Source organism: Acerihabitans sp. TG2, assembly GCF_035013185.1.
GTDB lineage: Bacteria > Pseudomonadota > Gammaproteobacteria > Enterobacterales > Enterobacteriaceae > Acerihabitans.
In genome coordinates this window covers 20937-39605 of sequence record NZ_JAYGJO010000015.1, presented here as the reverse complement: position 1 = coordinate 39605, position 18669 = coordinate 20937, and the positions used below count along the sequence as shown (strand labels likewise).

The window sequence follows — 18669 nt, the reverse complement described above, 5'->3', positions numbered from 1 at the left end:
TAGCAAGTAGGCGAACACTGAAAGTTCCTGTTTACAGTATGGCAACTCTATGCTGGAATCGCTGCCTTAAGAATTAACTTAATCGCCTGTCGGAGAGTAATACCCCCCTGATGATACAAACTCAACCGTTCGCGCACCACGTGTTGGATTGGTACCAGCGCTTCGGCCGCAAAACACTGCCTTGGCAACAGGACAAAACACCGTATCAAGTCTGGCTATCGGAAATCATGTTACAGCAGACCCAGGTGGCCACGGTTATCCCCTATTTCCAGCGTTTTATCGCCACCTTCCCGACGGTGACGGCCCTGGCGGCCGCGCCCCTGGATGAAGTGCTGCATCTGTGGACCGGATTGGGTTACTACGCGCGCGGGCGCAACCTGCATAAAGCGGCGCAGCTGATTGCCGAGCGGCACGGTGGCGAGTTTCCCACCACGTTTGAGGAGATCACCGCCCTACCGGGGATTGGACGCTCTACCGCCGGGGCGATTTTATCATTGGCGCTTGGTCAGCATTATCCTATCCTTGATGGCAACGTGAAGCGTGTCTTGGCGCGTTATTATGCCGTTGCCGGCTGGCCGGGTAAAAAAGAGGTGGAGCAACGCCTTTGGCGCTACAGTGAGCAGGAAACCCCGGCCGATGGGGTGGGCCAGTTTAACCAGGCCATGATGGATCTGGGGGCGCTGGTCTGCACCCGGTCGCGGCCAAAATGTGAATTATGCCCGTTACGCGGTGAGTGCACCGCTTACGCCACCCACAGCTGGGCGCTTTATCCCGGTAAAAAGCCGCGCCAGGTGCTACCCGAAAAAACCGCCTGGTTCTTAATTTTACAAGCGGACCGGCAAATCTGGCTGGAACAACGCCCGGGTGTGGGTCTGTGGGGGGGATTATTTTGCTTTCCCCAGTTTAGCCAACGACAGGAGGTGGAACACTGGCTGCGCGCCAGGGGGCTGGATATCGGGCAAAGCGAGCAGTTAACCGCGTTTCGTCACACCTTCAGCCATTTCCACCTCGATATTGTACCGCTGCGCCTGGATCTGGCTAGCGCCCATCGCTGCATGGATGAAGCTGCCGGACTCTGGTATAACTTAGCGCAACCGCCGTCGGTGGGACTTGCCGCGCCGGTGGAACGTTTATTACAGCAAGTGGGGAAAATGCCAATGGGCAACCCCCGGCAACGGGCGGCAGGCAGCCCGGCCAACCAAGAGGATTTATCATGAGCAGAACGATTTTTTGCACCTTTCTCAACCGAGAGGCCGAAGGTCAGGAGTTTCAGTTTTACCCGGGTGAACTGGGTAAACGCATTTTCGACACGATTTCCAAGGACGCCTGGGCACAATGGCAGACCAAACAGACCATGCTTATTAATGAAAAAAAACTCAGCATGATGAATCTCGCCGATCGGAAAATTCTTGAACAGGAGATGATTAAATTTTTGTTTGAAGGCCATGACGTGCATGTCGATGGCTATACACCTCCGACCAAATGATCCTTTTTCCAGGGTCCCCCCGGACCCTTTGCAAACACCTCGTTCTGACGCGGCCGTAAGATGAAGAAAATTTTAGCGTTACTTGTGATCACCCCTTTGCTGTTTTCATGTTCAAGCCACAAAAACGACAACAATGAGGCTTATGTAAAAGACACCAACGGGTTCGATATTCTGATGGGGCAATTTGCCAACAATGTCGAGAATATCTGGGGACTGAACGAAGTTCTGATCGCCGGGCCGAAGGACTATGTCAAGTATACCGATCAATATAACACCCGCAGTCATATCAACTTTGACGCCGGTACCATCACCATTGAAACCATTGCACCGGACAATCCGTCGGCACACCTACGTCAGGCGATTATCAGCACGCTGTTAATGGGTGACAATCCCGGCTCCATCGATCTGTATTCTGATGCCAATGATATCAAGATCAGTAAGCAACCGTTCCTGTATGGGCAGGTGGTCGATAACAATGGCGCCCCGATACGCTGGGAGGGGCGCGCCGCGCATTTTGCCGATTACCTGCTGCAAAACCGCCTGCAAAGCCGCACGTCCGGCATGCATCAAATTTGGTCAATCACTATCCAGTTAGTGGCTAACCATATGAATAAGCGCGCCCATAAATATTTGCCGATGGTGCGCCGTTCCTCACAAAAATACGGTGTGGATGAGTCGTTGATCCTGGCCATTATGGAAACCGAATCCAGTTTCAACCCCTATGCGGTCAGCAATGCAGACGCATTGGGCCTGATGCAGGTGGTCCAGCACAGCGCCGGGCGTGATGTGTTTAAAATGAAGGGCAAATGGGGACAACCAAGTCGGAGCTATCTGTTTGATCCGGAAAATAATATTGATGCCGGCACCGCCTACCTGTCGCTGCTGCAATCCAGTTACCTGGCGGGTATAGTCAACCCCACCTCTCGACGTTACGCCGTGATAACCGCCTATAACGGTGGCGCCGGCAGCGTACTGCGCGTCTTTTCCAGTGATAAAAACCGCGCCTTCTCGGTGATTAACAATATGGATCCGGACGAGGTGTATCAAGCCTTAGAGACCAAACACCCCTCGGCCGAGTCGCGGCGCTATTTGTATAAGGTCACCGGCCTGCAAAAACACTACCGCTAACCCCCGGCGGCAGTGAGTCAACCTTCAGGGGCCACGTATTTGGCCCCTGAGTCATATTCTTACGCATTGAATAGGGCGATGATGGGCAAGACACGACGTTAGGTCACACCACCCTCAGACAGGGTCAATCACGTGGCCGTAGAGGCGCCTGACGCCATTTTGCTCTTGCACCGCATACACCCCCTGCAACTCCGGTGAAAAGCCTGGCAGCAGGTTCAGCCCCTCTTCCAGCGCCATAAAATAACGTAACGCCGCCCCACCCCACACTTCGCCCGGCACCACGCATAACACGCCAGGGGGATAAGGCAACGCCCCCTCGGCGGCAATCCGGCCTTCGGCCTCGCTCAGCGGCACTAACGCCACGTCACCGCGCACAAACGCCATATTCGCCTCTTGGGGATTCATCGCCATGTGCGGCAGCGCATCGCGGCGGAACATATCATGCTGCAACTGCTTCACATCATAACTCACATATAAATCATGCACTTCCTGACACAGGCGCCGCAGAGTATAACCCTGATAACGGGCGGTAAATTTCTCACAAATACTGGGCAGCACCTGCTCAAGCGGTGCGTCCTGCTCGATAAGCTGCTCAAAGCGCACCAGCGCCGCCACCAGTCGCCGCATTTTGGCGGCATCTTCCGCCGGCGTCAGCAGAAACAGAATCGAGTTCAGATCGCATTTTTCCGGCACGATATTATTTTCACGCAGGTAAGTCGCCAGAATGGTGGCAGGGATACCAAACGCCGAATAGTGGCCGCTGACCCGATCAATACCTGGGGTGGTCAGCAACAGCTTACACGGGTCGACAAAATACTGATCCTTGGTATAGCCGTCAAAAGCATGCCAGGCTTCGCCAGGGACAAAATTAAAGAACCTGACGTCATGGGCCATCGTGGCGGTATCATGATCCTGCCACAGTGTGCCGTTCACCCGCTCGGGTATAAATGGTTTGATCAGACGGCATTCGTCGAGCAGTTGTTTACGGGTTTCAATGCCAAGGGTCACACAATCAAGCCACAATCGCCGACCGCTGGCCCCTTCATGCATCTTGGCATTGATCTCAAGGGCGGCGAACAGTGGATAAAATGGGCTGGTGGAGGCATGCAGCATAAACGCATTATTAAATCGCTTATGGTTGCAAAAACGTTTCTGCCCTTTGATATGGGTGTCTTTTTTGTGTATTTGCGAGGTTTGGGAAAAACCCGCCTGCTGTTTATGCACCGATTGCGTGACAAAAATGCCCGGGTCATGCTCATTAAGATCAAGCAGCAGCGGAGAACACTGTTCCATCATCGGAATAAATTGTTCATAGCCCACCCAGGCGGAATCAAACAAAATGTAGTCGCACAGGTGACCAATTTTATCCACCACCTGACGGGCATTATAAATGGTCCCGTCATACGTGCCGAGCTGGATCACCGCCAGGCGAAACGGCCGCGCCTGTTTGGCCCGCAAAGGGGCAACCCGGGCGATTTCGCGGCGCAGGTAAGCCTCCTCGAAACAATGGGCATCAATACCGCCAATCAAGCCGAATGGGTTGCGGGCCGTTTCCAGATAAACCGGTGTGGCACCCGACTGGATCAGGGCACCATGATGGACTGATTTATGATTATTACGATCGAACAACACCAGATCGCCGCGGGTTAATAGCGCATTGGTGACGACTTTATTGGCCGATGAGGTGCCATTAAGGACAAAGTAGGTTTTATCGGCGTTAAACACTTTAGCCGCAAACTTCTGTGCTTCTTTGGCCGACCCTTCATGTATCAGGAGATCGCCTAATTTCACGTCGGCATTGCACATATCGGCCCGAAACATATTCTCGCCGAAAAATTCATAAAACTGCCGCCCAGCCGGATGCTTACGAAAAAATTGCCCCCCCTGGTGACCGGGACAGGCAAACGTGCTATTGCCCATGGCGACATATTTGGTCAAGGTATCAAAAAACGGCGGCAGCATGCTTTGTTGATAATCGCCGGCGGCGGTCTCCAACAGGTGTTCTTGATTAGCATCATCGAGTTGCAGCAGATGGGTATTGGGCGGCAGTATCACCTCGTTGGCCTGGGCCGAGCACTCAATTGCCACAAATGCCGGGATGGTCAGCCCGGTATTGCGCAAAATGCTCAACAACCCCGCCCGCGCTTCGTCCACGGTGACCACCAGGGCGGCGACATCGGTAAAATCCGTATTGTCCATCAAGACGATTTCACGCACGGTGGATAAACGATCGGCAACTGCCGCACTGGCAGCGATTTTAAATAATTTCATGGCACCAATCCCGAAGGTTAAGGATGAGTGGATGTGCCTACCCGGCACGTCAAGGGCAAGAAAACGTCTCCGCCCGCATAAGGTGTGATTAGCATTCCCAACAGGGATAAAGGCAAATAATCGGGAAAACTCATCGCTGCGGCGTTCCACAAACATAGGTAAATAACGCAGAGTGCCTATTTTTACCACGGTCTGACAGGAAGCCGGGAGGTACCCTCACCGCATGGGGTGTTTGGGTGACATGATGGGATGAAGAACGTATTGCCGCAAGTGTGCCGTCATCAGATAAAGATGACTAATGGGATGACGCAGCAGCATGGAATCTATCATACCGACGCTCTCAATGGCCTTGCAGCAGAAGTAGGTGAATTTTGCGCAATAATTGCATTTTTTCCCACCAGGTTCAAGAAAAAAACCACTGGCCGTTAAAACAATAGTTCTTATTAAATCAATAAAAATCAGTAGTTAACAATATTTTTGTTATATTTTGACATAACTTAACGTCAGGCAACGAGTGTACTGAGGATCCCATTGTCGCCCAAGCGGGTAACTTGAGAACTGAGTGAAAACGCAGCAACTAAACCGGTAAAACAATAAAGCCGTTGACGCCATGCGGCCAATACGGTTTAATGCGCCCCGTTGCCCGGATAGCTCAGTCGGTAGAGCAGGGGATTGAAAATCCCCGTGTCCTTGGTTCGATTCCGAGTCCGGGCACCACTTTTGAAAAAACAAATTTAAAGAAACCAGCCTATCGGCTGGTTTTTTGCTTTTAAGGTAATGCGTATTCCTGAACCCTATCCAGTTCTTCTATAAATTTTACCCCCTCAGCGGTCCGTACCCAGCGCGGTGCTCGCAGTTCCTCGGCGAAATACACCACCAAATCGAACAGCAACCCGGAAAGAATCGGCTCCATCTCTGGCGATAATGTCTGTTGCGACAACAACTGCGCTAGCGCCTGGCTGTACCCGCAGAGCAGATCGGCATCGGGCTCAAAGCAAGGTGAAGTCATGGGCCGGTCATCCACGGTCAGGCTGTCAATCAGATGAGGCGGGATGGGGTCGTCCAAGGTGGGGAGCAGTTGTGCCAAGCAATCGGTAAGCCGTCGGCAGAGTGCTTGGCGCTGCGCCGGATCGTCGTTTTGTAGCAACGCGTCGGCCAGGTTTTCACAATGGCCTGCCAGAACGGTGAAATCGGTGGTTGAATCGAACGGGATGGAGAGTAACGCGTGAGTTTGAGTGGGGATCGTAGCCATAGTCATAAGGCAGCCTCCAGTATGTATTTTCTTAACTACCACACCTGAAATGCCAATTTCGTGGGTGGTAGACTGAGCGGGTTTGGCATTACCGGCCATACTGGACACCGGCGCACCTTGCGGTGCCCCCGCCCAGCCCACCATAGAATGGTAAAGCGATAAATTATCGCTTTCAGAGCCGGACGCATGACATAAAAAAAGACGCAGACGCGCCCTATGTCCCAAGTATGGTTAGCCAGGATGCCAATCCCGACGCCTGATTTTGCAGGCGCAGCTAAACGATACCGTTAACAACCGCGCGCTGCAAGAGGTTTTACCACGGTAAACATGGCGTAACGCTAATCTGGAATGCGGCTTGCAAAATCATGCGGGCGCGCATGTGATCATGACGTATTCGTTCGGCAGCGAAGGATGCAATGTGTCGGTTTCCTGGCGTTATGCGTGGTGCAGTTTCACACATAACATAATTGAGAAAATCGGGGAATGCGGGAGTCCAGTCTTTTAACGGCTGGACCAATCGCCAATCTTCCAGAAATGGAACGGCAACCTTATCAGTGATAACGGAGACGTGCTGCATGCCTGGTGTATGGCCGGGCTTGGCATATCTCTGCGAGAAACATGGGACATTCATGATGAATTGAGGGCAGGGAAACTTTGCAGAGTTCTGCCTGATTGGGAAGCAAACACGTCCCAGATCAGTGTTGTCCGGGCGCGGCGCGACCCCATACCTCGCAGGCTTAGTGCATTTATCGATTTCATTGCAGAAAGATGGAAACGGGTCCCATGGGATAATGATGAATGAGCTGGAGTGTGGTCTGGCCGGTTGTCAACGGCGATTTAAAACGAATACAGTGGGGGTGCGGACGATAACTTGGACTACTTGGGAGGTAGTCCATGTATTCATACGAAGACCGCATTCGAGCGCAACAACCTGATACTGAGAACCCGAATCAAACGGTTGGCTCGCAGAACCATCTGCTTATCTCGCTTTGTTGAATTTCATGAAAAAGTCATTGGCGCTTTTATCGAAAAATATATGTTCTAATAATTGGAGGCATCACCCAAGAATGATACTCGCAGTGCCAGAATAAATTAGTTCTACTATCTCTTTTCAGAGATACATTTATATCAGCGATATTGCTGTTCTCAGAAAACCGACAAATGTTATTACATGATCATTAAAAAAAACATATCTCCCAGTGATTTTTACCTGCATATAATCTAGAGGATAAAGAAGATGATAATGCTAATGTAACTGTCTGTTGTACGACATCTATGGATGTTATATTAGCAAAATGAAAGTCGACTCCTCCTGTGGTTTCTGGCCAGAGTGATTTAAAAAGACTTTCTTTAGCAGAAAAAAGTAATAGCAGAGCCTTGGTAAAATCTAATGTTGATGCTCTTAAAATAATTAATTTATTCGGAGAGGAAAACATTTCCACTACACTTAGTAATAATTTTGAGTCATACTTTTCAATATCAACACCTGGCATTAATGCCAAGGTTTCATTTGCCAGTACCACTATCACATAGCTATCTGTATGGGATATGCTGCCATACCAGCCTAAGGGCCATAGGGGTACTCCTTTTTGAGAACCAACATATGTTGATCTGGCCCCGGCTATTTTCAACAACCTTGAACAGCAATAACGACCAGCAAGAAATTCAGCTTTACGCTTCACCACTGACTGACGTAATTGTTCGGGAAAAGGTTGCACTAATTGAGGGAAAAGATCATCAGTATATACGCTATTATCGTATTCAATCAGTCCGTATAAAACCTAAGGGCAATGTTTCAGATAGCCAAATTCGCCTTTTTTTATGAATGGAGACAAAGAAAAGTCATCAACTGGACATAAATTCATCAGATACACCACAAATGAACTACCCCGCCGCAAGCTGCGGGGTATCAAAACCAATAGCCAACTACAAGGTAGTTCGTCGCCCCAAGGGGCGGGGAACACGACCCTCAGGGATTTAACTAAGTCTTCTTAGCTTCACGCATAACATCATCAGGTACGATTTTCACCTGAAAATTAAGCGAGTTAGCGATATAACATTTTTCATGTGCCAGATGATGCAAGCCTATCGCCAACTCCATATCTGACTCAGCAGAAATAACCACTTTCGGCATTAACATCACGTCAGTAAAACTACCGATTAGCTCATTGATAACGCCACGAGGCGCATCTTCATAACGCACTACCGTTATCCCGGCGTCGGCACACAGATGCAGGTACCAGAGCTGATGGCAGGCGCTCAGGGATGCCAGCAGCATCTCTTCCGGGTTCCAGCGGGCGGGATCGCCCAGAAACTGCGGATCCGCCGAGCCCTTCATTACTTTGCCAGTGTTCCCCGTGACGTCGTACTCACGACCGTAGGCTTTATAACTCGTCGTTCCTTCTCCCCGGTTACCGGTCCAGGTCAGCGCAACCTGGTAAGAGTGAAGATGTTTTGACATATTCTTGCCCTCAATAGCATTGATTAATCAGAGAATGAGAAACATTGGGTCAGATTCACGGCCGGATTCCCCGGACGGACTAACAATACCCCCTGCGCCGGCAACATCACCGCTGCCGCCACGGTGCGTTCACGCCGAATGTCGCCGCTGTCGGCCACGCACAGAGGGGCCGCGCTGAAAGGCGTGAAGCAGGCCTCACCGGTATGCGGTCCGGACGCCAGAAACTCACGGGCCTTAGCCAGCCGCTGAAGCGACGAGTTCTTCGCAAAAATATTGATCGCATCATCGGCTAAAAAGTCCTGGTGCAGAAAGTGGTTGGTATGCGACGTCGTACCACCGCCTTGCCGGACATTACCCTGCGAAACGATACGCCACTGGTTGTTCAGACTTTCAACGCAGAAAGTCTGTTGCCGGTCACAAAGCGTAAACGCGCGCGAACTGGAAAGCGGCAACCGGGTCAGGACCTCCAGCGCCTTTTCTGCGCTGGCGCAGGTGTCCAGTATATGTCGGATCGCCAGATAAGGCGGAATACCCGGTTCCCACTTTCCGCCCAGCACCATATTCAAGCCGACTGCCAGCCCTGCCTGATTAATGCCGAGATACCCCAACAGTCCGCCAAAGCTCAGTACCCGCACGGGAATACGGGTTCCCTGACAGGCCAGGACATGGATGAAATCATCCAGATTACCGTTCAGATCCACGGTTTGCGTCAGCCACGGCTCGCTTTCCAGAGAAGAAAGCGTGGTGCAGTCCCCACCCGTGGTAATCCGGTTATAGCCGAGAATCTCACGCCGCAGCTGCAACAGCCACGCCAATGCCACTGGCATCCGCGCGCCAACGGCCAGTCCGCCAATCTCCTGCGCGATTTCCGGTAGCCAATGGGTAATAATCCGGCGATAGCGGCCGATTTTTTCCTCCAATGCCTCCAGTGAGAGCGAAACATCACTCAGCAGATTGAGCCGGCACAGATAGTCGTCGGCAAATTGCCACAGTGCCTGCCGGCACTGCTCGCCATGCTGAATCCCTCTGCTGTGGGCGTCGCCCGATAGCCTAACAACCGGAATCATGGCGCTCATTGCGCCTCCGGGCGCGGACCGGCTTTCGCCCGGCGCTGCAAGGCATCGCACACCCACGGCCATTCGTCAGCGAGAACGCTGTAGAAAATAGCGTCACGGCGCCGGCCGTCCGGCATAAAGTTGAAACTGCGCAGCACCCCCTCCTCTTTAGCCCCGATATTGCGCAATCCGGCCCGGGCCTGAAGATTAAGCACATCCGTTTTGAATTCCACCCGCAATGCGCAAAGCGCCTCAAACGCATGACGCATCAGCAAGTATTTGGCCCAGCGATTAATGCCTTTGCCGCGAAAAGCCTCGCCGAGCCAGGACCAGCCTATTTCCAGCCGGGCTTCTTTTTCCACCATGTTGCCAAAGCTCATGCTGCCGGCAATCTGTCCGCTGACTTTGTCTACCACGATAAACACGGCGCGCACGCCTGTAGCCTGATCGCCGAGCATCGCATTGAAGAAGGTCTCAAACTCTTCATCATTGCTGACGCGAAAAACGAAATAGCGCCAGATATGACTGTCGCGCGCCAGGGTGCGAATGCTCTCCCGATCGTCTTCACTGACGGGACGCAGAATGACGTGCTCATTTTCCAGCGTTGCCGACGCCGTCATTTGCCAGTTCATATTTACGCTCCCTGCAGGTGGTTTGCCGCCGGTGTATCAACGAGCGGCGTCAGAATACGGATAACATCGTCCAGAGTGTTCATATGCGCCAGATCATCCTCTGTCAGTCCGGTAAGGCTGATCCCCGCCGCCTGACACAGTGACGTGATGAATAAGATTTTATTCAGCGACGTCAGGCCGTACGCATCGCGCATGTTGGCGCCGACGTCCAGTTGCCCGATCTCTGCGGGAGACGCCAGCACGGCGGCGAGCTTTTGTCGAGCAACGGTTTCCAGATTAACGGACATAGTGACTCTCCTTAACGGTAGCATTCAGTTCATGTTGATAACGTTCGAATATCGCCTTGCGGATGGGTTTGTACTGAGAGGTCAGCTGGCCGTTATCAATGCTAAACGGCTGTCCGGCAATCACGAGGCGGCTGATAAACTCATCTTTTTCCGTCGCGGCATTAACGCTTTCCAGCGCGGCATGAATCGCCGGAATATCGGCGGGAACGGACGCCGGTGAAACGACGGCGACCAGATCCGTTTGTTGCGGGCTGAAGATGACGCATTCCGCAATAACGCCCGCATTACGTAGACGGGCTTCAATCGGCTGTACGTCGATTTTTTTGCCGTTATCAAGGACAATGACGTTGTCCGAACGGCCTTTGATATATAAAAAGCCGTCTTCGTCGATAAATCCCAGATCGCCGGTACGTACCCCGCCGTGCGGCGTAAAGATTTTCTCCGATGCCCCTTCCTGAGCGTAGAGATAGCGGGTATTGACCGGATAATCGCTGTAGACGACGACGTTGCCGTTTTCATCGATCACCACCTTCTTCCCGTCGATCACCTGCCCGACGCTGCCCGGACGGAAGGCGCCGGGGTGGTTTTTCGTGACGATGCACGTTTCATTCATGCCGTACCCTTCATAAAGTGGCAGATCCATGCGCGGGTAGAAATCGAGCGTTGCAGCATCGGCGGGCGCAGACCCCGTCCATAAATAGCGGATACGTCCGCCGAACAGCGCACGGGCATGAGCTTTCATCGCCGCGTCATCGCCGCCCTGCTGGATAATGTGCTGGCGCGCGGTTTCAAAGAACGCGGGCACCCCCATCACCACGGTCGGCTGCAGCTGCGCCATAAAGACAAATGCCGACTGGTAATTACTTATAACAACGTCATGGCCGTATTTCAGCGCCGAATAGATCCAATAGCGCTGCTGTAACAGTGATAACGGCAAAAAGACGAAGAGGCTGTCTCCCTGAGCATGCACGAACAGACGCTGAACACCGCGTAGCGAGGCGTCGATGCTGCCGACCGTGGCCGCCAGCCCCTTCGGCACGCCCGTGGAGCCGGAGGTAAATTTGATGGTGGTCGTCTCGCCCGCCGCATAGTCAACAGCGGGCAGGTCTTCAGGATAAACATCGGTAAACGCGTTGATCGATTTAATGTCGCGGATTGCCGGGTGCGCGGCATCGGCTTTTTTATCGGTAAACAAACACTTAAGCCGGTAATCCTGCACCAGTGCCGGCGTCGCGGTAAACTTGCCGGGATCAAACCCGGCGGTGCGCACCTTCAGGCGCAGCGCGGCAAGGTCAAGCAATACCCATTCGAGTCGGTTATCCGCCAGGATACCGATGGTATCCCCGGCACTAATGCCTTGCGCCAGCAAACCGTTGGCGACCTGCCCCGCCATGCGGTACAGCTCACGCAATGAGATCGTTTTTTGTTCGCTCAGGGTTGCGATGTACAGATTGCCGCCCGGCGCCGGCGGCCGGTTAACAATCTCATTAATGATGGAGATCGTCATAGTTTTCCTCCGCGATCCGCAATTTGGCCCGCCATCGCCTGCACGGTGTTAAATTGATAAACGGATTCCAGCGGCATCGCCACGCCGAACGCCTTACGCACAGATGTCAGAATCCGCAGGGCTTTGAGGGAGTTGCCGCCCAGACTGAAAAAGTCCTGCTCCACCCCGACGTTGTCGCAGGCCAGAATGTCCTGCCACAGCGCCTGCAGCGTGCGTTCGATATCGCCACTAGCCTGCCGGGATCCGGCGCCTTCCAGCGCGTCGGCGATCAAGGGACGCTGGACCAGGGCCTTGCGATCGACTTTATGATTGCGGTTCAGAGGCAGGGCTTCGTGCCACACCAGGTGTGCAGGGATCATGTAGTCCGGCAACAAATGCGCAACGCGTTGACGCAGTTCGGCCAGCGTAGGCCGGACGCCATCGGCCACTAGGTGCGCGGCCAGCACGTCGCCCCGCGCGTCTTTGGTGGCGACCACCGCGGCCTGGGCAATCTCAGGTAAGGTTGTAAGCACGTTCTCAACTTCTCCGGCCTCAATACGGTATCCGTTGATTTTTATCTGCAAATCCACCCGACCAAGAATGTCGATGTCCCCGTTGGGTAAATAGCGCCCCAGATCGCCGGTGCGGAAACAACGTTGCCCGCCGGGCGCATCAACAGGGTATCGCTCACGGGTTCTGGCCTCGTCATTCCAGTAGCCGCGGGTAATCCCGGCCCCGGCGGCATAGATTTCACCGGCCACCCAGTCGGGGCATTCGCCGCCCTGCGCGTTGCGCACCGAGCATTGGTTGTTGGCATTGGGGCGGCCATAGGGAATATTTTCCCCATTGCAATCCTCAGGCGAAATCGGATGGCAAATGTTCCAGATGGTCGTTTCCGTCGGCCCGCCCAGTGACCAGTACGCGATATCGGGACGGCGTGCCATCATGGCCGCCGGCAGATCCGGCGGAATACGATCGCCGCTCATCATAATGAGGCGCAGGCTGTCCGCCAGCTCAGGCTGATAGTCAAACATCATCCGCACGATAGCCGGTACTGAGTTCCAGATACTGACGCGGTGCATCCGGCAAAGTGCCACCCAATGTTCCACATCGGCGGCACGATCCGCATCCGGCATCACTAGCGCCGCACCGGCTGCCAGTGCGCCGAAAATATCCCAGACGGACAGATCGAAGTTGAAAGCGCTGATGGCGAAGAAGCGATCTTCCTGACGGACGCTGAAACGCCGCTGACAGTCGGCGACCAGGTTCACCACGTTGCGGTGTGTTACCATCACGCCTTTGGGATCGCCGGTCGTTCCGGAGGTATACAGCACGTAGACGAGATCGTCCTGCGTCGCGGCAGCATCACGTGCGGGCAAGACGAAGGTTTTCTCCGCGGGGGTGCGCAAATCGAAACAGGGCAGCAATGCGGCAGCGTCAACGTTGGTCAGCACAACCCGAACACCGCCATCCTGCAACATATAGCGCCGACGGGCTTCGGGCAGACCGGCGTCAATGGGCAGATAACAGGCACCGGCCAGAACGATGGCCAGAATACCAATAATCTGCTCCGGCCCGCGGACCGCGATGAGACCGACCAGTTCGTTGCGCTTTACCCCCTGATCGTGCAGCCATTGCGCGGCCTCCGCAGCGCGGTTCAACAGCTCGCCGTAACTGATTTGTCGCTCCGCCGTACACATCGCCGCTGCTGCCGGATTCCGGCGGGCCTGAACCACGAAGGCGTCGCCGAGCAATTCAGACGGGATTTCCGTTTCGGTTGCATTGACCTGATCCCGCCGTTGGCGCTGTGCGACAGGAAGCAGATCGAACCTTGCCCGTTCCCAGCTTTTCGGCTGACAAAGCGTAAGCAGCATACGCTGAAAGCCTTCCGCCATCGCCGCCAGAAAGCCTTCAGGAAACGCCGATTCCACACCGTCCAACCGAATCACCAGTTGCCCCTGCTGCTCAAACAGGAAGGCGTCCAGCAATACCTGCGGCGTCTGGCTCAGCGTGTAAACCTCACGACCGAGCAGCGTCAGCGCATCGCCGTTCACCCCTTCCAGCGCGCCCAGCGTGCAATTAAACGTGTACGGCATCAGCGCGTCTGCCAGCCCGCGCGTTTTCGCCAGTTCCCGCATTACGTCGATGCCGGAAAAATAGCGGTGATCGATATCCTGATGCAGTTGCGCCTGCAGGTGCTGAACGCGCTGGATAAACGGTTGCCGGTGATCAAGATGAATCTCGGTCAGCATCGGAATGGAAAACGGCCCGATCGTGCTGAAGGCCCGCGGATGAACCGGGCGACGTTCAGAGATCGTCACGTTGAGCGTAAAATCCTCCCCGGCCCCCCAGACGTACAGCGTTTCCGCCCAGGCGGCCATCAGCACGACGGCGGGCGTCAGTCGCTGCGCTTTGGTCTGCTGCTGCAACTGTTGCCAGCGGGCTGCATCCAGGGTGACGAGATGCTGCCGGAAGCGGGGCATCCCTGTGGCAGGGCGGGGATTTTGCGCCAGCGCAGGCGCTTTCGGCAACGACTCCAGACGCCGCAGCCAGTAATCCCGCGAACGGTCGCTGACGGCGTGCTGTTTATCTTGCTCGCGGGCGGCGATGTGCTGGCGGAACGCCAGATATTCGGTCTGCGGCTGTGGCGTTTGATAATGCTGGTGCCAAAGCCGGAACAGTAAAAACATGCTGATGCCGTCCACAACCATGCCGTCATGATTGACGTACAGCACCATGCTTTCCGGCGAAAGGATCACGACTTCCGCCTGCAACAGTGAAGCCTGCGGAGGCAGTACCTGATGGGACTTCTCCTCACGCAGCCGGGCGCGCAACTGACGTTGTTCCCCGTCGCTGAGCCCCTGCCAATCGCGGCGGGCGATGCGGGGCAGTTCGCTGCTTTCATACTGCGCGTCATCGCCGGTCATCCGCAAACGAAGCGCCGAATGCTCCTGCGCCACGCGCTGCAATGCCTGATCCAGTCGTTCGATGTCCCAGACGCCTTCGATCTCATGGTAGACCTGGTTGGCCACGCCCCCGCCTACCGTGACCAAATCGCGGCCACGGTAATACGCCTGTTGCAGCGGAGTCAGCGGAAACGTATCCAGGCTCTCTTCCAGCCAGGCGAGCAGTTGCGCCTTATTCGTACGGATATCCGCCACCAGCTGCGGCGGAATCGCGTTCGTCAGTCCTTCCAGTTTCAGGTTATCACCCTGCCTGCTGATCCTGAGCCCAGCACCGGTTATTTGTTCAAGTAACGCGCTGACGCTCATGCTGTAGCCCCCTGCCGTTGGCGTGCAATATGACCGGCGATTTCCCCCAGCGGCTGATTCAGCAGTGTTTCCAGCGGAACGTCGACCTGACATTCATGAAGTAACTGATATTGCAGCGTCACGGCCATCAGTGAGGTTGCTCCCAGTTGCGACAGAACGTGCGCCGGATGCAAGCGGGTTTCAGGTAACAGAACGCCCAGCTTTTCCTCCAGCCACTGCCAATGGGCACCACCGTTTTGTTCCTGAACAGCCGGTTCCTGTGGAGCTCGTTCTTGTGGATCTCGTTCTTGTGGATCTCGTTCTTGTGGATCATAGAAGAAACGCGTTTCCTGCAACGTAATGCGGTTACCCGGCGTCACCAGCTGTGCCTGCCGCGGCCATGACTGCGCCGTCTCATTGCCGAGCGCCGCCGCCAGGCGGGCGGAGAAACGCGGCATCAGCGGCTGGGCAACGGCGGAGAGCAGATTCGCAGCCGCCAGCTCCAGCGCCACGGCGGTACGGTATTCATCGCGCCATTGTGCGATACCCGCCAGTTGCTGTTGGCTGCGGGAAAAAGCGCGCGTTTCCGTGACCAGCGTTTTCAGGTGACGGGCGGCGTTGCGCAACGAAAACCCGTCGGGGTTCAGCGCATCGGTGATCGCCTGTAACAACCCGTTTAACCGTGCCCAGAAGGCGACCTGCTCTTTGGTCCAGATACCGGCATCCGGCGCATTCCCCTGATAGATCGTACCGACCCGTTCGCCCAGATCGTGCAGCCAGACCTGCCATTCGCCGAGCAGGATGTCGCGCACTTCCTTTTCCCAATCCGACAGGCGGAAGTTGGTTCTCTCCTGCTCAGGGCGCGTCAGGCACAGGTAAAAGCGCACTGCATCCACGCTCTCCGGTGTCAAGATCTCTTTCCCCCACACGGCATGGCGGCGGCTGGTCGAAAACTTTTTACCATCGAGCAGATAAAATTCGTTGTAGTGGTAATCGATGTCCGGCTGCCATTCCGGATAAGCCAGGTGATACAGCGCCGGATAAAGGATGCTGTGATAGAAACTGTTGTCGTAACCAAAGAAATGCACGATTTTCCAGTCTTTACCGGGTTCATCCGCCGACCAGGGACGATTGATTTTTTTACCCAGTTGCTCGATGTCGTACAGGAAGCCATAGCTCATTTCCGGCCATACCCAGATAACTTGCCCCTCGCCTTCGGCTTCAGCCGGTGCGATCCCCCATTCGGAAGGATGAGACACCGGCACGGTGAATTCAGGACGGGAAAAAACCCGGTGAGCCAGTTCGCGCAGTCGGGCAGGAACCCTGCCGACCTTGTGATGCTCCGCGATCTGTTGTTCAAAGCGGTGTAACGGCAGGAGATAACGGGCTACCTGAGTGCGTTCAGGCGGCAGCTGGGAGCTTTTGGATAACGACTGTGCCATATCCGTGACCACGTTGGGTTCCCCGCACTCTTCGCAAATGTTGCCGTTGGTACCGCCGCCGCAGCCTGGGCACTGGCCGAAAACGTCAACCTCATAAAGATATTTACCACTCTGCGCGTCACGCAGGGCGGCGCTTTCGGCAAAAACCACCTTATCTTCGCCCAGCGTACGGCTGAAAAAGCGCTGTGCGCCCTGAATATAACCGGGCGCATCATTGGTCACAGTGTATTGATCCGGCTCGATATCCATCATCTTCAGCGTCTGCAAAATCTCGCGGGAGAAATGCTGCGCGGCGGCGGCGGGCGTCGTGTTTTCACGTTCCGCCAGTGCGACGACATAGCTTTGATAATCATCGGAGCCGGTCATGTGCCACGCCGAATTGCCGATCATCTGCTGATAACGGACATAGACGTCGGCGCCCAGATACGGGCCCGACAGATGGCCGAGATGCAAATCGCCGTTTGGCGTCGGCGGCGTAGAGAAAACGAACTGCGGGCGCCGGGGATTCTGCCGTTCCCGGGAAGAGGCGGAATGCCGGGCGCTGTCAGCGTCGCGGCGGTACTGGAGGAAAAAGAGAATGTCTTTATCTCCCGTATTTTCCAGCACGTGCGACTCAAAAGGCGCGAACTGCGCCGCACAGCCCGCGCTCACCTGATGGCGGTGGCCGTCCACGATCAACACCCCTTTTCCCGCGACGATAACGAACATCTCGGTTTCATCATGCTGATGACTGTCCGAACGCTCTCCGGCACCGACCCGTCCCCAGCCAGCAGGGAAATCCATACCGTCAATACTGCTGATATCAATACCGAACTGCTTTGACATACGTGTGGCATCATAGCGATGAATGATCATATCCGGGCATCCTTAGAAAGTGGTTTGCGTTAAAAGGTGAATAACATCGGCGGCAATAGCGGGCGCCAGCCGGTAACCGGAGCCATTGGCGCCGCCGGCAAAGATGAGGTGTTTATCCAGGCGGGTGATGACAGGCTCCCGCGACGGGCTGTAAGCGTCACAGAAAACCCGGCCGTCCCTGATTTCCTCGGCGAGCGTCGGCGCGTAGCGGTGCAGCAGTTCCCGCGCCGCCGCCAAATCACGGGCCTGCAGCGGCCCGGTCTCTCCCGGCAGGACATCCCACTCCTGGCAGGTATAGCTGAACAACCAATGCCCGCGGCTGTGGCACGGCACCAGAAAAGCATCTTCGTCATGGAAAATCGTCAGGGGCGCGCCGGGCTCCGGTTTGCTGGCAATATGGACGGCAACGATTTTTTTCACCCGAATACCCAGTCCAGCAATACGCTCGCGCCAGGCCGGCTCAGCCAACCAGGGGCCCGGCGCCAGGATCGCCTGACTGACCGCCTGAACCGTGCCGTCGCTGAGCGCCACGTCATAGCCGCCGCGCCGGGGATGCAGCGCTGTCACCCGCAGTCCTTCACGCACCGCAATGGACGAGCGCAGCGCCGACAGCCATTTTTGGATCAGGGCAAACACATCGGCATAATGTGCCCCCTTTCCCCGCAGCACGACCCGCTCGTCATCCGGAGAAAGATGAGTCCGGGGATTCATGCTTTCCGACGGTGCAAACCCGGCTGCGGGAAGGTAATTACGGCACGTCTCTTCCCAATGCGCTTTTCCGGTCACCAGTTCCATGGGTAAAGAATAAAAAGGCGCCCCGTCATCCAGGAACGGTTGATAATAGTCATGGCTGTAACGGGACATTTCCCGCACGCGTTCACTTATGCCCCGGGGGAAATGGACGCCAGCGGAATAAAATGAACTTCCGGCACCGCACAGTTGCCTCTCTATAAGTGAAATATTTGCCCATGGGTATTGTTTCACTGCCTCACGGGCAATAACGATGCCAATAATACCACCACCGATAATAGCAATATCGTTTTTATTCATCATGATATATTAA

General features: G+C 54.9%; 15 protein-coding genes, 1 tRNA gene and 1 pseudogene. 6 read left to right on the top strand and 11 right to left on the bottom strand.

Translation table 11 applies throughout. From position 1 onward, the window contains the following. Positions 1–110 precede the first annotated feature (110 nt). The 3 genes from mutY to mltC are packed head-to-tail and all read left to right on the top strand — an operon-like array spanning position 111 to position 2614. Positions 111–1217 carry an A/G-specific adenine glycosylase gene (gene mutY / locus SJI19_RS14240; protein ID WP_323478927.1) on the top strand — a complete coding sequence of 369 codons (1107 nt, stop codon included), beginning with the start codon at positions 111–113 and terminating at the stop codon, positions 1215–1217. Beyond that, a complete protein-coding gene (locus tag SJI19_RS14235; protein ID WP_323478926.1) occupies positions 1214–1486 on the top strand; it encodes an oxidative damage protection protein in 273 nt (90 codons plus the stop codon). Before mutY ends, SJI19_RS14235 begins: the two co-directional genes overlap by 4 nt. 60 nt (positions 1487–1546) lie before the next feature. Then, positions 1547–2614 carry a membrane-bound lytic murein transglycosylase MltC gene (gene mltC / locus SJI19_RS14230; protein WP_323478925.1) on the top strand — a complete coding sequence of 356 codons (1068 nt, stop codon included), beginning with the start codon at positions 1547–1549 and terminating at the stop codon, positions 2612–2614. Between the two features lie 114 nt (positions 2615–2728). On the opposite strand, the gene SJI19_RS14225 is transcribed toward mltC, so the two are convergent. Beyond that, a complete protein-coding gene (locus tag SJI19_RS14225; RefSeq protein WP_323478924.1) occupies positions 2729–4885 on the bottom strand; it encodes an ornithine decarboxylase in 2157 nt (718 codons plus the stop codon). Between the two features lie 641 nt (positions 4886–5526). Between SJI19_RS14225 and SJI19_RS14220 the strand changes: the two genes are divergently transcribed. After that, positions 5527–5602: transfer RNA gene (locus SJI19_RS14220), tRNA-Phe, on the top strand. A gap of 52 nt (positions 5603–5654) precedes the next feature. Here SJI19_RS14220 and SJI19_RS14215 read toward each other — a convergent pair. Continuing rightward, entirely contained in the window at positions 5655–6362 is a 708-nt protein-coding gene (locus SJI19_RS14215; RefSeq protein ID WP_416347549.1) for an ash family protein, read from the bottom strand. Positions 6363–6645: 283 nt separating this feature from the next. On the opposite strand from SJI19_RS14215, the gene SJI19_RS14210 reads away from it, so the two are divergent. Together SJI19_RS14210 and SJI19_RS14205 are read left to right on the top strand one after the other, a co-directional pair. After that, positions 6646–6939: a LysR substrate-binding domain-containing protein gene (locus SJI19_RS14210; protein WP_323479005.1), complete on the top strand. Its 294-nt coding sequence runs from the start codon at positions 6646–6648 to the stop codon at positions 6937–6939. Between the two features lie 117 nt (positions 6940–7056). Next, a pseudogene (locus SJI19_RS14205) lies at positions 7057–7182 on the top strand (IS1 family transposase); the annotation flags it as partial. A 133-nt stretch (positions 7183–7315) separates the two neighbouring features. On the opposite strand, the gene SJI19_RS14200 reads toward SJI19_RS14205, so the two are convergent. From SJI19_RS14200 to SJI19_RS14160, 9 genes are all read right to left on the bottom strand, one after another. After that, positions 7316–7855: a 4'-phosphopantetheinyl transferase family protein gene (locus tag SJI19_RS14200; protein WP_323478923.1), complete on the bottom strand. Its 540-nt coding sequence runs from the start codon at positions 7853–7855 to the stop codon at positions 7316–7318. Positions 7856–8118: 263 nt separating this feature from the next. Continuing rightward, positions 8119–8598: an OsmC family protein gene (locus tag SJI19_RS14195; RefSeq protein WP_323478922.1), complete on the bottom strand. Its 480-nt coding sequence runs from the start codon at positions 8596–8598 to the stop codon at positions 8119–8121. A gap of 23 nt (positions 8599–8621) precedes the next feature. Then, complete coding sequence (locus SJI19_RS14190; protein ID WP_323478921.1) at positions 8622–9674, bottom strand: C45 family peptidase; 1053 nt, start codon at positions 9672–9674, stop codon at positions 8622–8624. Further along, on the bottom strand, positions 9671–10285 hold the full coding sequence (locus SJI19_RS14185; RefSeq protein WP_323478920.1) for a GNAT family protein: 615 nt from the start codon (positions 10283–10285) through the stop codon (positions 9671–9673). Before SJI19_RS14185 ends, SJI19_RS14190 begins: the two co-directional genes overlap by 4 nt. A gap of 2 nt (positions 10286–10287) precedes the next feature. Beyond that, complete coding sequence (locus tag SJI19_RS14180) at positions 10288–10572, bottom strand: acyl carrier protein (RefSeq protein ID WP_323478919.1); 285 nt, start codon at positions 10570–10572, stop codon at positions 10288–10290. Beyond that, on the bottom strand, positions 10562–12079 hold the full coding sequence (locus SJI19_RS14175) for an AMP-binding protein (protein ID WP_323478918.1): 1518 nt from the start codon (positions 12077–12079) through the stop codon (positions 10562–10564). Before SJI19_RS14175 ends, SJI19_RS14180 begins: the two co-directional genes overlap by 11 nt. Next, complete coding sequence (locus SJI19_RS14170; protein WP_323478917.1) at positions 12076–15330, bottom strand: amino acid adenylation domain-containing protein; 3255 nt, start codon at positions 15328–15330, stop codon at positions 12076–12078. The genes SJI19_RS14175 and SJI19_RS14170 overlap by 4 nt, the downstream gene beginning before the upstream one ends. Next, positions 15327–17606: a class I tRNA ligase family protein gene (locus SJI19_RS14165; RefSeq protein WP_323478916.1), complete on the bottom strand. Its 2280-nt coding sequence runs from the start codon at positions 17604–17606 to the stop codon at positions 15327–15329. The genes SJI19_RS14170 and SJI19_RS14165 overlap by 4 nt, the downstream gene beginning before the upstream one ends. Positions 17607–17618: 12 nt before the next feature. Next, a complete protein-coding gene (locus SJI19_RS14160; RefSeq protein ID WP_323478915.1) occupies positions 17619–18659 on the bottom strand; it encodes an FAD-dependent oxidoreductase in 1041 nt (346 codons plus the stop codon). Positions 18660–18669: the final 10 nt, after the last annotated feature.